The following is a 14948-nucleotide window of genomic DNA, read 5'->3' as shown; positions in this document are numbered from 1 at the left end:
CTTAAAAAGCGTCTTTTTCGTTAAAGATTGTGTGAACTTCGCGGTATCCGCAATTTAGAGATTTCGGAGTCCCTATAATCGCGCGGCACCTTGGGCGTGTCAGTTGGCGCGTCCGCGAACTGGGAGGAACCGCCTCGATGAGCATCAACGTATTTCACCTGCTGGAAACGGTCCTGAGCGACGACGTCGTCCGCAACCTGTCCGGCCGCTTCGGCCTCTCGCCCGATCTCACGCGCAAGGTCACCGGCGCGGTCGCGCCGGCGCTCGTCGCGGCGATCATGCATCGCGGCAGCACCGCCGACGGCGCGCGCAGCCTGTTCTCCACCATCATGTCGCCCGACGTGAACGCGAGCATCGGCAAGCAGTTGCCCGAACTGCTGTCGAGCACCGCGGGCCTGAGCCAGCTCGAAACGATGGGCCGCGACCTGGTGCAGAAGGCGGCGGGCGTGAACGTCGGCGCACTCGCCGACGCAGTCGCGGCGCAAACGGGCGCGGCGCAATCCACGGCGTTCTCGCTGACCGGCGTGGTCGGCGCGGCGCTGATGGGCATTCTCAAGCAGCACTTCACGTCGTCCCAGGGTTTCGTCGGCCAGTTGCCAACGTTGCTCGGCCATCAACTCTCGTCGGTCAACGCGAGCCTCACCGACCGCCTCGCGAGCGCGGTCGGCCTCGGCAGCGCGGGCGCGTTCGCGGGCTCGGTGCTCATGCGCCTGAAGGACGTGTCGGCGCATCTCGATCATCCGCAGCCGCCGGCTCGTCCGGTGTCGGCGTCGCTGCCGCCGCAGACGATCGGCGACAGCACGCCGCCGATCGTCGTCGAAAAGCGCGGGCATTCGTGGCTCTGGTGGCTGCTCGCCGCGCTCGCACTGATCGTGGCGTTCTTCGCGCTGCGCTCGTGCCATCGCGAGGAACCGGTGCAGGACGATCAGGCGGCCTCGGCGCCCGCGGCGGTCGCGGCTTCGGAAGCCAGCGCGGCCGACAATGCGTCGGCGCCCGCGATCACCTCGGCGGCGTCTGATGCGTCGGCGGCATCGGCGGCCAGCGCTGTTGTTGCGCCCGCGCCCACGCAGGATTCGCATCTCTCGTTCGCGGTTGACAAAAACGGCGTGCCGACGATCACGGCCACGGTCGGCACCGAAGCCGAAAAGGCGCAGCTCGTCGACGCGCTCACGAAGCGGTTCGGCGACGGCAAGTTCAACGCCAACGTGACGGTCGACGCCGCCACGAAGCCCGCCGACTGGCTCGCGCACCTCGACGGCCTGCTGCCGCTGATGGCGCTGCCCGGCGCGGAAGTGAAGATCGACGGCTCGCACGTCGAACTGAGCGGGACGGCCGCCGACGCCAAGCTCGGCTGGCTCGACAAGCTCAAGGCGCTGTTCGGCTCGGGCTTCGACATCGGCGTGTTCAACGTGCAGAAGGCCGTGGCCGACGCCACGCAGTCGTTCCGCGACGCCGTGAAGGGCCTGTTCGTCAGCGACAGCTCGTGCGCGGGCAGCGACGTGGCGAAGGTGCTCAACCTGCAGGTCATCAACTTCAAGACCGCAAGCTCGGTGATTCCGGCCTCGGCCGCGCAGGATCTGCGCGACTCGGCCAAGGCGCTGAAGGCGTGCGCGAAGCAGGGCAAGCCGGTGCAGCTCGAAGTGGCGGGCTATTCGGATAACGTCGGCGTGGCGGCGACCAACCTCGCGCTCTCGAAGCAGCGCGCGCAAGCCGTGCGCACCTTCCTGGTCGCGCAGGGCGTGGCGGGCAGCACGCTCAAGGCCGAAGGTTACGGCGACGCCAATCCGGTCGCCGCGAACGATACCGAAAGCGGCCGCTTCCGTAATCGCCGTATCGAGTTCGTGGCGAAGTAAGCCGCGACGCGTCGGTCAGCGTCATCGGCAACAGCGCAAAAAGCCGTCCGGCGTGAGCCGGGCGGCTTTTTTCATGCTTCGTCCGTTGCGTCTCACCCTTGAGCGGCCGGTTGCTCCAGGCCCGGCGGGCCGACGAAATCGTCGAGGAAATTAGACGGCTTGCCGTACTCCTCGCGCGCCACCGCGAGCCACGCGCGTGCCGCGTGCGAGAGATAGCCGTTGCGCTTCCAGCCGATCGCCATGTCCCAGGTGATGGTCGGCTCGGTCACCGGCAGGCAGGTGAAGCGCGCGGCGTCGAGCCGCCGTACATAAGGCGCGGGCAGCAGCGCGATGCCCACGCCCGCGAGCACGAGCGCCGCCATCAGATCCCAGTGGCCGCTGCGGCCGACGATCTGCGGCGCGAAACCGGCCGTGCGGCAGGCGCTCAGCACGACGTCGTTGAGCGCGAGACTCTCGCCGTAGAACACGAACGGCTCGTTGGCGAGTTCGCCAAGCGGCACGCTGAGCTTGTTGTCCCAGCGCGAGCCGCGCTGCGCGACCAGCCACAGCACCTCGTGCGAGATCGGCAGGAGATCGATCTGCTCGGGATCGACGGGCAGCAGCACGCCGCCCAGTTCGAGTTCGCCCGAAATCAGCGCCGCCTCGATCGCGCGCGAACCCTGCTCGAACAGCTTCAGTTCGATCTTCGGATAGCGTTGACGGAACGCCGCGATCGCGGGCGTGAACAGCGACCCGCCCATCGGCGGAATGCCGATGGTGAGTTCGCCGCGCCCGAGCGTACCGAGATCGGCGAGTTCGGCCTGCAACTGCGCGTGCGCCGCGAGCACGTCCTGGCCGCGCTGATAGACGATGCGACCGGCGTCGGTGAGCACCATCTGGCGCGCGTCGCGCAGCAGCAGCTGGGTGCCGGTTTCGTCTTCGAGCGCTTTCACCATCTTGCTGATGGTCGGCTGCGTGACGTGCATCTGCTCGGCGGCGGCGGTGAAGCTCTGCTGCCGCACCACTTCGATGAAATACCGCAGGGCGCGCAATTCCACGGTTCTGCCTCCTTATACGCTGCAAGTGCGCCGCATGTGCGCACACATCCGGTGCATTCCAATTTCGAATGCAGCGGATAATCGTAAGTCATTATATTTATGCTGCGCTGCACCCTATACTGACTTCCATTCCGATGTCACTTAGGGTTTGCCATGACTGCCTCGACCACTTCCGCACGCGCCCCGCACTCCGGCGGTTTCGCCCGCGTTGGCCGGATCGCGGCGCAGTCCTCGCTGCTCGCCGGCGTCTGGTTTATTGCCGATCAACTCGCGCGCGCCGTGCACCTGCCGGTGCCGGGCGGCGTGGTCGGCCTCGTGCTGCTGCTGGTGCTGCTGTTCTGCGGCGGCGTGGCGCCGCGCTGGGTCAAGGCAGGCGCCGACTGGCTGCTCTCCGACATGCTGCTGTTCTTCATCCCGGCCGCCGTGGCGGCCGTGCAGTACGGCGGTCTGTTCCGCGCCGACGGCTGGCGCCTCGCGCTGGTGGTGGTCGGCGGCACGCTGATGGTGATGGTGGCCGTGGCGTTCGCCGTCGAACAGGCCGCGCGCCTCGAACGCCGTCTCGCGCTGCGCCGCGTGCGCCACGTGCGCGATGCGCGTCATCTGGCGCGCGCCTGAGCGCCGCCCGCCATTCCGTTTTCGCTGATTCCGCCCGTCTCGCAAGGATGATTCCGTCATGAACACGTTCTACGCTTCGCTGTTCGCCGACGACGCCTCCCGGCTGATCGCCGCGGGCTGTTTCATCCTCACCGTCGCGCTTTATTTCGCCTCGAAGGCGCTCTACGCACGCGTGCGCTCGCCGTGGCTCACGCCGCTGCTGGCGGTGCCGGTCGTGCTGGGCGCGATCGTGCTGCTGCTGCATATTCCGTATCCGGTCTACTTTCAGGACACGCGCTGGCTGATGTGGCTGCTCGGGCCCGCCACGGTGGCGTTCGCCGTGCCGATCTACGAATACCGCGCGCTGCTCAAGCGCCACTGGATTTCGCTCGCGGTGGGCGTGACGGTCGGCATCATGGTGGCGGTGGGCGGCTCGCTCGCGCTCGCGAAGCTGCTGCATCTTTCGCCCGAACTGCAACGCAGCCTGATGACGCGCTCGGTCTCCACGCCGTTCGCGCTCGCGGTCTCCGACAAGATCCACGCGCCGCGCGATCTCACCGCGCTGTTCGTGATCGCCACCGGCCTCTGCGGCATGCTGTTCGGCGAGCTGGTGCTCGGGCTCGTGCCGCTGCGCACGCGTCTTGCGCGCGGCGCGCTGTTCGGCGCGGCGGCGCATGGCGTGGGCACCGCGAAGGCGCGCGAACTGGGCAGCGAAGAAGGCGTGGTCGCGAGCCTGACGATGATGATCGCGGGCGTGGTGATGGTGCTGCTCGCACCGGCGCTGGGCTTTCTGCCGATCTGAGATCCGGAGCGACGGCTTCACGCGACACCGCCTTTTCGACCGGCATTTGATCTGCGACGATCCGCACCGCCGCGACGCAAGCGCGCGGCGATCCGCGATTCTGAGACGGGGCTACCATCGCACGATTCCCCGCGTTTTCCGCGGCCAGTACGCGCTGCGTTCCATGTCTGAAATCTCCGTCATCATTCCCTGTTTCAACGGCGCCGCCACGCTGGCGCGCGCGCTCGACAGTTGCCTCGCGCAGCCTGAAGCCACCCGGATTCTCGTCGTCGACGATGCGTCCACCGACGCCTCCGCGTCCATCGTGCGCGTCTACGCGCTGCGCGACGCGCGCGTGCGGCTGCTGCAGATGCCCGGCAACGCCGGTCCGGCCCGCGCGCGCAACTGGGCGGCGCTGAACACCGTCGCGCCGCTGCTCGCCTTTCTCGACGCCGACGACGAATACCTGCCCGGCGCGCTCGCCGCCGCGCGCGCGCATCTCGACGCGCATCCGCACGAAGCGGTGATCCGGCTCGACGTCGATTACGCAGGCTTTCCCGCGCGCCTCACGCGGCATCCCCAGTTTGCGGAATTCGCGGCCGTGCTCAGCAACACGGTGCCGAGCAGCCTCGTGATCCGCCGCAACGTGCTGCTCGCGCTCGGCGGCTTTCCCACCGACGAACTGTTCCGACGCTACGGCGGCGAGGACGGCGCGCTGTCGTGGGCGCTGCGCGAGATCTTCGGCCAGCGCCGCCTGATCGACGCCAAACGCGTGCGCATGCACTGGCACACGGGCATCCACGCCGAGCGCTTTCTGAACATCCAGCTCGGTTACACCGAAGCCGATCCGGTCGCCAACGACGCCACGTTGCGCGCCTCGCGCGCCTGGCTCGACAACGCGCGCGCCAGCGTGCAGCAGTTGCGCGCGCTGCAGATCGCGCCGGATGCGTTGAATACGCCCACGCGCTGAGCCGGTCGAATGCGTCCCTGTCTTTCCGACGCGCCGCAGTCATCTCGATTTGCTACAATCACGCCTCGTCTTCGAGGAGCGTTGCGACGGATGTCACCCATCCGCCAGGCTCGAAGGCGCTCAATACGGCCAGTTCGCGGTTTTCATGCCACGAACGCACCGCACTGAAAAACGGCGCTCACGTCTTTAATTTCTAGTCACTTTTAGAAAGGAGGGCGTGATGAACGCCGCAATTCCGCAAGATCAAGCCAAGGATTTCCTCGTTGCCGACATGTCGCTTGCCGCCTGGGGCCGCAAGGAACTCGACATCGCCGAAACCGAAATGCCCGGCCTCGTGCAAACGCGCGAAGAGTACAAGGCGCAGCAGCCGCTGAAGGGCGCGCGCATCGCCGGTTCGCTGCACATGACGATCCAGACGGGCGTGCTGATCGAAACGCTGACGGCACTCGGCGCCGACGTGCGCTGGGCCTCGTGCAACATCTTCTCGACGCAGGACCACGCCGCCGCCGCGATCGCCGCGGGCGGCACGCCGGTGTTCGCATTCAAGGGCGAGTCGCTCGACGAATACTGGGAGTTCTCGCACCGCATCTTCGAATGGCCGAACGGCGAATTCGCCAACATGATCCTCGACGACGGCGGCGACGCCACGTTGCTGCTGATCCTCGGCTCGAAGGCTGAAAAGGACCGCTCGGTCATCGCCAAGCCGACGAATGAAGAAGAAGTCGCGCTGTACAAGTCGATCGAAAAGCACCTCGCGATCGATCCGGCGTGGTACTCGACGCGCCTCGCGCACATCAAGGGCGTGACGGAAGAAACCACCACGGGCGTGCACCGTCTGTACCAGATGGAAAAGGAAGGCCGTCTGCCGTTCCCGGCCATCAACGTCAACGACTCGGTCACGAAGTCGAAGTTCGACAACCTGTACGGCTGCCGCGAGTCGCTCGTCGACGGCATCAAGCGCGCGACCGACGTGATGATCGCGGGCAAGATCGCGGTCGTGGCCGGTTACGGCGACGTGGGCAAGGGCTGCGCGCAATCGCTGCGCGGTCTGGGCGCCACGGTGTGGGTCACGGAAATCGATCCGATCTGCGCGCTGCAAGCCGCGATGGAAGGCTACCGCGTCGTGACGATGGAATACGCCGCCGACAAGGCCGACATCTTCGTGACGGCCACCGGCAACTTCCACGTGATCGGCCATGACCACATGAAGGCGATGCGCCACAACGCGATCGTCTGCAACATCGGTCACTTCGACTCGGAAATCGACGTTGCCTCGACGCGCCAGTACACGTGGGAAAACATCAAGCCGCAAGTCGACCACATCATCTTCCCGGACGGCAAGCGCGTGATCCTGCTGGCCGAAGGCCGCCTCGTGAACCTCGGCTGCGCCACGGGCCACCCGTCGTTCGTGATGTCGAACTCGTTCACGAACCAGACGCTCGCGCAGATCGAACTGTTCTGCGAAGGCCAGAAGTACGAGAACAAGGTCTACGTGCTGCCGAAGCATCTCGACGAAAAGGTCGCGCGTCTGCACCTTGCGCGCATCGGCGCGAACCTGTCGGTGCTGTCGGACGACCAGGCTTCGTACATCGGCGTCGACAAGAACGGTCCGTTCAAGCCGAACCACTATCGCTATTAAGTCGATTCGCGTCGACTCGACGTTGTCTGCTTTGACTGTTACGGGTCGATACAAAACCGCAGCGAGACGGCCCTTATTTTTAAGACGTCTTTAAGCGACCAGCCCGATGCTGTGACTACGCCCGCGCGCGCTCATCGATGCGCGCGGGCGCACCACATAACCACGACGCAAGAGGACTCACCATGACCGTGTTGCTGACCTGGCTGATCAACGCGCTCGCGCTGTTGATCATCACCTGGCTGGTTCCGTCGATCCACGTGCGCAGCTTCGGCACCGCGCTCATCGTGGCGCTGGTGCTCGGCCTGATCAACGCCGTGCTGCGCCCGCTGCTCATTGTCCTCACGCTGCCCGTGACGATCCTCACGCTCGGCCTGTTCATCCTCGTGGTGAACGCGCTGTGCTTCTGGCTCGCCGCGTCGCTGCTCAAGGGCTTCGAGGTGTCGGGCTTCTGGTCGGCGTTCTTCGGCTCGATCCTGTACAGCATCGTGTCGTGGCTGCTGTCGGCGCTGATTTTCGGCAACCGCAGCCTCGGCTGATCGACGCGCAGTTGGCGCGTAGTTGGCGCCCAGTTGACGACGAGTTGACATGTAGTTGACGACCAGGCCGGGGCTCGCCGCCTCGGCCCACTCATCATGAAACCGATCGAACTCTCATTCGAATTCTTCCCGCCGAAGACCCCGGACGGCGTCGAGAAGCTGCGCGCCACGCGCGAACAGCTGCTCGCGTTCAAGCCGCGGTTCGTTTCGGTGACCTTCGGCGCGGGCGGCTCGACGCAACAGGGCACGCTCGACACCGTCGCGGACATCGCCAAACAAGGCGTGGACGCGGCGCCGCACCTCTCGTGCATCGGTGCGACGCGCGACAGCCTGCGCGACATCCTCGCGCAGTACCGCTCGCACGGCATCCGTCACATTGTGGCGCTGCGCGGCGATCTGCCTTCGGGCATGGGCGAGATGGGCGAGCTGCGCTATGCGTCGGATCTCGTCGCGTTCATCCGCGCCGAAACCGGCGACGCGTTCCACATCGAAGTGGCCGCGTATCCCGAATATCACCCGCAGGCGCGCTCGCCGCGTCACGACCTCGAAGCGTTCGCGCAAAAGGTGAAAGCGGGCGCCGATTCGGCGATCACGCAGTACTTCTTCAACGCCGACGCGTATTTCCGCTTCGTCGACGACGCGCGCAAGCTGGGCGTGGACGTGCCGATCGTGCCCGGCATCATGCCGATCACGAACTACTCGCAGCTCATGCGCTTCTCGGAAATGTGCGGCGCGGAAGTGCCGCGCTGGGTCGCGAAGCGTCTGGAAAGCTTCGGCGACGACCGCGAAGCGATCCGCGCTTTCGGCCTCGACGTGGTGACGGACCTGTGCCGCCGCCTCGTCGACGGCGGTGCGCCGGGCCTGCACTTCTACACGCTCAACGCGGCCAACGCGAGCAAGGCGATCTGCGAACGTCTGGGCGTCTGAGCGTCCGAACCGCGCGCCGGGCGGCGCACAGGCGGTGATTCAAGCTGTATCCGCGAACCGCGCGGCGTTCTTTTCGAAGGCGCCGCGCGGTTTTTTCATGGGCGCGCAATCCGGGATGCTGATGTGGGTCAAGTGGTCTGAATCGAGACGGTGCCGATAATTGCCGATTCGCTTTTTCACGCGCCTTCTTCACCTTCTGCCTATCCGTCAGATCGCGCGCCCCGGCTGATGCCGGCGGCGGCAGCCCGTCCATCATGAACCCCGTCGATCTCACCGATCCCGCTTCCGCCGCCGGCACCTTCGCCGACGCCGTCGCGGCCTGGCGCGCAGGCGCGCTCGACGACGCCCACGCGCGCTGCAAGCGCCTGATCGCGGCCAACGCGCAGGACGTCGACGCGCTGCATCTGGCGGGCATCGTCGCCACGCCGGGCGACCGGCTGGCGGCGCGCGCGCTGATCGAGCGCGCGCTCGCTGTGCGCCACGATCCGCATTTCCTCGTGAGCCTCGCGCTCACCTACGATCCGGCGACGCAGACGGCCGACGCGATCGCCGCGCTTGAACGCGCGCTCGCGCTTCAGCCCGACCTCGCGATCGCGCTGAACAATCTCGCCAATCTGTGCGCCCAGCAGGGCGACACGGCGCGCGCGCTGGCCCTGTTCGAACGCGTGCTGACGCTCGCTCCAGATTACGCGGCCGCGCACTACAACTACGGCAGCCTGCTGCTGGGGAGCGGCGAGGCCGCGCGTGCGGAGGCGCCGCTGCGCCGCGCGGTGGCCATCGATCCCGGCAGCGTGAACGCGTGGAACAACCTGGCCAACGTGCTGATCGCGCTGCATCGCACCGGCGACGCGCTGACTCTGCTGGAGCACGCGCGCACGCTCGCGCCCGATTCGCCCGACGTGCTCACAAATCTCGGCTGCCAGTTGCGCACGATCGGCCGCTACGGCGAGGCGCGCAACGCACTCGCGCGTGCGCTCGAACTTGATCCCGGCAATGCGGCCGCCTGGAACAATCTCGGCAATGTGCACGTCGATCTCGCGCATCTCGACGACGCGCTCGCGCACTTCCTGCGCGCCATCGACATCGACACGCGCTTCGCGAATGCGCACAGCAATCTCGGCAACGTGTTCAAGAGCATGGGCCGCATCGAGGACGCCATCGCCGCCTACCGCCACGCGCTCCGCTGCGAACCGGGCAGTCTGGGCGCGCACAGCAATCTGGTCTACGCGCTGACCTTCGCGAGCGACGACGGTCCTGCGATCCGCGCGGAAACCGAGCGCTTTGCCGCCGCGCACGAGCGCGCGTGGCAGCCTGCGCCGCTGATGCAACTCAAGCCGCACGCCTATGCGAACACGCCGGAGCCGGCGCGGCGGCTGCGTATCGGCTATGTTTCGCCCGATTTCCGCAACCATTGCCAGGCGCTGTTCATGCAGCCGCTGCTCGCGCATCACGACCACGCGGCGTTCGAGATCGTCTGCTATTCGCTCGTTCCGCAGGCCGACGAGGTCACTGCGCGCCTCGCCCGTTACGCCGATCACTGGCGCGACGTCAGCCAGCTCGACGACGAAAGCCTCGCGCAGCAGATTCGTGCCGACCAGATCGACATCCTCGTCGACCTGACGATGCACATGGACGGCGCGCGCCGCCTCGTGTTCGCGCGGCGGCCCGCGCCGGTGCAGGTGGCGTGGCTCGCGTATCCGGGCACGACCGGCAGTCCGGCGATGGACTGGCGGTTCAGCGATCCGTGGCTCGATCCGCGCGACGTACCGAATCTCGACGCGCAGTACACGGAACGCACGCTGCGTCTGCCCGACACGTTCTGGTGCTACGACGCGCAGGCGCCCGGCATCGCGGTGAGCGCGCTGCCAGCACTCTCGGCGTCGCTCATCACGTTTGGCTGTCTCAACAATCCGTGCAAGCTCACCGACGCCACCTTCGCGCTCTGGTCGGGCGTGTTCGCCGCGCTGCGCGAGGCGGGGCAACGCACGCGTCTCGTGCTGATGGCGCCGCCGGGCAGCGCGCGCGAACGCCTGAACGCGCGCCTCGCGGCGCACGGCATCGATCCGGCGCAGGTGAACTACGTGGGCTTCCAGTCGCGCGACGACTATCTGCGCACGTGGTCGCAGATCGATATCGCGCTCGACACCTTTCCGTACAACGGCCACACCACGAGCCTCGACGCATTCTGGATGGGCGTGCCCGTGCCCACGCGCGTCGGTCGCACGGCGCATGCGCGCGCCGGGTTATCGCTGCTGAGCAATCTGGGGCTGCCGGATCTGGCCGCGCATAGCGACGCGGAATATGCGGAGATCGTCGTGTCGCTGGCGCGCGATCTGCCGCGCCTTTCCGCGCTGCGCGCCGGTCTGCGTGCGCGCATGCAGGCCTCGCCGCTGATGGACGGCGCGCGATTTGCTCGCGGCATGGAAGCCGCGTGGCGCGAGATGTGGCGAGACTGGTGCGCGAGCGACGCCGTCCCGGCGGCGATTCCGTCAGCGGATGCGTCCACATCACCGTGATCGCGGTCGCGCAACGCGTCTTTCGCTCACGTTGAGTCTGCATTAAGCCGCGGCGTGAAATGCGCAAAACAACTAAAAAAGCCCCACGAATGATGATAAAACGACCAAAAGCGTGCAAGAAATCGCCCGGAATGCTTGAGCCGTCGCCACCCCGAGGCTAAGCGAGGCGCTTCGGCGCGCGCCTGTCAAGCGAGCGTTTTCCACGAGCCGTGGGACTTTTTGGCTCGCTTGTGACGGCGTAGAAAGGGCAGGTAAGATCGCGCTACGCTGGCCCCGGCCGGCATTGAACTGGAGGAAACATGAAAGAAAACAAACTGTTGCGTGCTGCACGATTGACGTCTCTCGTCGCGCTCGCAGCGGCATCGATTGCAGGCGCCCCGTTCGCGCACGCCGCGGGCAGCATCCCGAACAAGACGCTCGTCTACTGCTCGGAAGGCAGCCCCGCCGGTTTCGACCCGGCGCAGTACACGACCGGCGTCGACTTCACCGCGAACACGTTCACCGTCTACAACCGTCTCGTCGAATTCGAACGCGGCGGCACCAAGGTCGAACCGGGCCTCGCGCAATCGTGGGATGTTTCCCCTGACGGCAAGACCTACACGTTCCATCTGCGCCATGGCGTGAAATTCCAGACCACGTCGTTCTTCAAGCCCACGCGCGAGTTCAACGCCGACGACGTCGTGTTCACGTTCCAGCGCATGCTCGACCCGAACCAGCCGTTCCGCAAGGCGTACCCGGTGTCGTTCCCGTATTTCACCGACATGGGCCTCGACAAGCTGATCGCCAAGGTCGAAAAGGTCGATCCGTACACCGTGAAGTTCACGCTGAACGAGCCGAACGCGCCGTTCATCCAGAACATGGCGATGGAATTCGCATCGATTCTCTCGGCCGAATACGCCGACCAGTTGCTCAAGGCCGGCAAGGCCGCCGACATGAACCAGTTCCCGGTCGGCACGGGCCCGTTCATCTTCAAGAGCTACACGAAGGACGCGACGATCCGCTTCGACGGCAATCCGGATTACTGGAAGCCGGGCGCGGTGAAGATCTCGAAGCTGATCTTCTCGATCACGCCGGACGCGAGCGTGCGCGTGCAGAAGCTCAAGCGCGACGAATGCCAGGTGATGAGCTATCCGCGTCCCGCCGACATCGCGCCGCTGAAGGCCGAGCCGAACATCGCCATGCCGTCGCAGCCGGGCTTCAACCTCGGCTACCTGTCGTACACCGTGACGCGCAAGCCGATGGACAAGCTCGAAGTGCGTCAGGCGCTCGACATGGCGATCAACAAGAAGGCGATCATCGAGTCGGTGTATCAGGGCGCGGGCCAGGCGGCCACCAATCCGATGCCGCCGACGCAATGGTCCTACGACAAGTCGCTCAAGGCGCAGCCGTACGATCCGGCGAAGGCCAAGGCGCTGCTCGCGAAGGCCGGTTTCCCGAACGGTTTCGAGATGACGCTGTGGGCGATGCCGGTGCAGCGCCCGTATAACCCGAACGCGCGTCTGATGGCCGAAATGATCCAGGCCGACTGGGCGAAGATCGGCGTGAAGGCGAAGATCGTCACGTACGAGTGGGGCGAGTACATCAAGCGCGCGCACGCGGGCGAGGACGATTCGATGCTGATCGGCTGGACCGGCGACAATGGCGATCCGGACAACTGGCTCGGCACGCTGCTCGGATGCGAAGCCGTGAACGGCAATAACTTCGGCAAGTGGTGCTACAAGCCGTTCGACGACCTGGTCCAGAAGGGCCGTCAGACGTCGGATCAGGCCGAGCGCACGAAGATCTACACGCAGGCGCAGCAGATCTTCGCGCAGCAACTGCCGTTCTCGCCGATCGCCCACTCGACCGTCTATCAGCCGGTCAGCAAGAAGGTAATCGATATGCGCATCGAGCCGCTGGGCTACGCGCGTTTCGACGGCGTGGGCATGCAGTAAAGATCATCGGGTAAGACTTTCCGTTTCCTCGTTTCGCCCGCACACCGGGAAAACAGGCGGAAAATGGTCCGGCGACCGGGGTCACGAGCCCCTGTCGCCGGTTGCGTTTCATTTCAGGCTCATTGAAGTTTTAGGGGGGAACACCACATGTTCCGCTTCGTATTGCGCCGCATCGGCATGGTGATTCCGACTTTCATCGGCATCACGATTCTGGCGTTCGCGCTCATTCACCTGATTCCGGGCGACCCCATCGAAGTGATGATGGGCGAGCGCGGCGTCGATCCTCAAATGCACGCCGACGCGATGCACCGCCTCGGGCTCGACGAGCCTCTGCCGATGCAGTATCTGCACTACGTCGGCCACGCGCTGCAAGGCAATCTCGGCACCTCGATCATCACCAACACGAGCGTGATGGGCGAGTTTCTGGCGCGCTTTCCGGCCACCGTCGAACTGTCGATCTGCGCGCTGATCTTCGCGCTCGTGATCGGGCTGCCGGCGGGCGTGTTCGCGGCGCTCAAGCGCGGCACCGTGGTCGATCACGGCGTGATGGGCACGGCGCTCACCGGCTACTCCATGCCGATCTTCTGGTGGGGCCTCATCCTCATCATGGTGTTCTCGTCGAAGCTCGGCTGGACGCCGGTTTCCGGGCGCATCGCGGTGGAATTCGACATTCCGCACGTGACCGGCTTCATGCTGATCGACTCGCTTTTGCCGGGCACCGACGAAGGCTCGTTCAAGTCCGCGCTCTCGCATCTGATCCTGCCCGCGATCGTGCTCGGCACGATTCCGCTCGCGGTGGTCGCGCGCATGACGCGTTCGTCGATGCTCGAAGTGCTGCGCGAGGACTACATCCGCACCGCGCGCGCCAAGGGGCTGTCGCCCATGCGCGTGATCGTCGTGCACGCGCTGCGCAACGCGCTGATTCCCGTCGTGACCGTGATCGGCCTGCAGGTCGGCACGCTGCTCGCGGGCGCGGTGCTCACCGAAACGCTGTTCTCCTGGCCCGGCATCGGCAAATGGCTGATCGACGCGATCAGCCGCCGCGATTATCCGGTGGTGCAGGGCGGCATTCTCATGATCGCGACGCTCGTGATCCTCGTGAATCTGGTCGTCGATCTGCTGTACGGCGTGCTGAATCCGCGCATTCGCCATACGAGGTAAGCCGCACATGAACAAGACCACCCCACAACACAATCGAAACGAGGAGGCGTGATGGCTGACATTCAGAACACCGCGCCGCGCGCGGTCACGCCGCCTTCGGGGCGCGCGCTCGTGCTGCGCGAATTCTGGGCGAACTTCTCGCGCAACAAGGGCGCCGTCGGCGCGGGCGTGATCGTCCTGCTGCTGGTTTTCGTGGCGATCTTCGCGCCGCTGATCGCGCCGCACAGCCCGATCGAGCAATACCGCGACTACGTGAAGATTCCGCCCGCCTGGCTCGACGGCGGCAACTGGAAGTTCGTTCTCGGCACCGACGAAGCGGGCCGCGACATTCTCTCGCGCCTGATGTTCGGCGCGCGCCTGTCGCTGTGGATCGGCTGCGTGTCGGTCGTGCTCGCGCTGATTCCGGGCATCGTGCTCGGGCTCGTCGCCGCGTTCTTCGAGAAATGGGCCGACACGCCGATCATGCGCCTCATGGACGTGCTGCTCGCGCTGCCTTCGCTGCTGCTCGCGGTGGCCGTGGTGGCGATCATCGGTCCGGGCCTCACCAACACCATGCTCGCGATCGCGATCGTGGCGCTGCCCGGCTACGTGCGGCTCACGCGCGGCTCGGCGCTCGGCGAACTGCACAAGGAATACGTAACCGCCTCGCGCGTGGCGGGGGCGGGCACGCTGCGGCTGATGTTCTCGCAGGTGCTGCCCAACTGCACCGCGCCGCTGATCGTGCAGGCCACGCTCGGTTTCAGCTCGGCGATTCTCGACGCGGCCGCGCTCGGCTTTCTCGGCCTCGGCGTGCAGCCGCCCGCCGCGGAGTGGGGCGCGATGCTCGCCTCGGCGCGCGACTACATCGACAGCGCATGGTGGATCGTCACGATGCCCGGCCTCTCGATTCTGATCTCGGTGCTCGCAATCAACCTGCTCGGCGACGGGCTGCGCGACGCACTCGATCCCAAGCTGAAGCGGATGGCCTGACATGAAAACGACCCCCACACTCCCTTCGGTC

At 66.0% G+C, this 14948-nt stretch carries 12 protein-coding genes and 1 riboswitch; of the genes, 11 read left to right on the top strand and 1 reads right to left on the bottom strand.

Annotated features, from left to right (window positions below; translation table 11 throughout):
- Positions 1-137: 137 nt before the first annotated feature.
- Positions 138-1853: an OmpA family protein gene (locus BMY06_RS09175; protein ID WP_065065642.1), complete on the top strand. Its 1716-nt coding sequence runs from the start codon at positions 138-140 to the stop codon at positions 1851-1853.
- A 92-nt stretch (positions 1854-1945) separates the two neighbouring features.
- On the opposite strand, the gene BMY06_RS09170 is transcribed toward BMY06_RS09175, so the two are convergent.
- The gene (locus BMY06_RS09170) at positions 1946-2890 is read right to left on the bottom strand and encodes a LysR family transcriptional regulator (RefSeq protein WP_074982785.1); all 945 of its coding nucleotides are present in this window, start codon (positions 2888-2890) and stop codon (positions 1946-1948) included.
- A gap of 153 nt (positions 2891-3043) precedes the next feature.
- Between BMY06_RS09170 and BMY06_RS09165 the strand changes: the two genes are divergently transcribed.
- The 10 genes from BMY06_RS09165 to BMY06_RS09120 all read left to right on the top strand — a co-directional run bounded on the left by BMY06_RS09165 (position 3044) and on the right by BMY06_RS09120 (position 14917).
- Positions 3044-3505 (top strand): CidA/LrgA family protein, encoded by a 462-nt coding sequence (locus tag BMY06_RS09165; RefSeq protein WP_074982783.1) that lies wholly within the window; start codon positions 3044-3046, stop codon positions 3503-3505.
- Positions 3506-3563: 58 nt separating this feature from the next.
- On the top strand, positions 3564-4286 hold the full coding sequence (locus BMY06_RS09160; RefSeq protein ID WP_065065645.1) for an LrgB family protein: 723 nt from the start codon (positions 3564-3566) through the stop codon (positions 4284-4286).
- 163 nt (positions 4287-4449) lie between these two features.
- Positions 4450-5235, top strand: coding sequence for a glycosyltransferase family 2 protein (locus tag BMY06_RS09155; RefSeq protein WP_065065668.1), 786 nt, complete (start codon positions 4450-4452; stop codon positions 5233-5235).
- Between the two features lie 67 nt (positions 5236-5302).
- Positions 5303-5422: riboswitch (S-adenosyl-L-homocysteine riboswitch) on the top strand.
- A 33-nt stretch (positions 5423-5455) separates the two neighbouring features.
- Positions 5456-6874 (top strand): adenosylhomocysteinase, encoded by a 1419-nt coding sequence (gene ahcY, locus BMY06_RS09150; RefSeq protein ID WP_065065646.1) that lies wholly within the window; start codon positions 5456-5458, stop codon positions 6872-6874.
- A gap of 182 nt (positions 6875-7056) precedes the next feature.
- Positions 7057-7410, top strand: a complete 354-nt coding sequence (locus BMY06_RS09145; RefSeq protein ID WP_065065647.1) for a phage holin family protein — start codon at positions 7057-7059, stop codon at positions 7408-7410.
- A gap of 96 nt (positions 7411-7506) precedes the next feature.
- Positions 7507-8337 (top strand): methylenetetrahydrofolate reductase [NAD(P)H], encoded by an 831-nt coding sequence (gene metF, locus BMY06_RS09140; RefSeq protein WP_065065648.1) that lies wholly within the window; start codon positions 7507-7509, stop codon positions 8335-8337.
- Between the two features lie 254 nt (positions 8338-8591).
- Positions 8592-10853 (top strand): O-linked N-acetylglucosamine transferase family protein, encoded by a 2262-nt coding sequence (locus tag BMY06_RS09135; protein WP_074982780.1) that lies wholly within the window; start codon positions 8592-8594, stop codon positions 10851-10853.
- A 299-nt stretch (positions 10854-11152) separates the two neighbouring features.
- Positions 11153-12787 (top strand): ABC transporter substrate-binding protein, encoded by a 1635-nt coding sequence (locus BMY06_RS09130; RefSeq protein ID WP_074982778.1) that lies wholly within the window; start codon positions 11153-11155, stop codon positions 12785-12787.
- Between the two features lie 147 nt (positions 12788-12934).
- Entirely contained in the window at positions 12935-13948 is a 1014-nt protein-coding gene (locus BMY06_RS09125; RefSeq protein WP_065065651.1) for an ABC transporter permease subunit, read from the top strand.
- Between the two features lie 51 nt (positions 13949-13999).
- Positions 14000-14917, top strand: a complete 918-nt coding sequence (locus tag BMY06_RS09120; protein WP_074982776.1) for an ABC transporter permease subunit — start codon at positions 14000-14002, stop codon at positions 14915-14917.
- Positions 14918-14948: the final 31 nt, after the last annotated feature.

This window comes from Paraburkholderia tropica (genome assembly GCF_900109265.1).
In the GTDB taxonomy this organism is placed as follows: Bacteria; Pseudomonadota; Gammaproteobacteria; order Burkholderiales; family Burkholderiaceae; genus Paraburkholderia; species Paraburkholderia tropica.
Note: the sequence above shows the minus strand (reverse complement) of the source record. Positions and strands in the feature narration are given on the sequence as shown.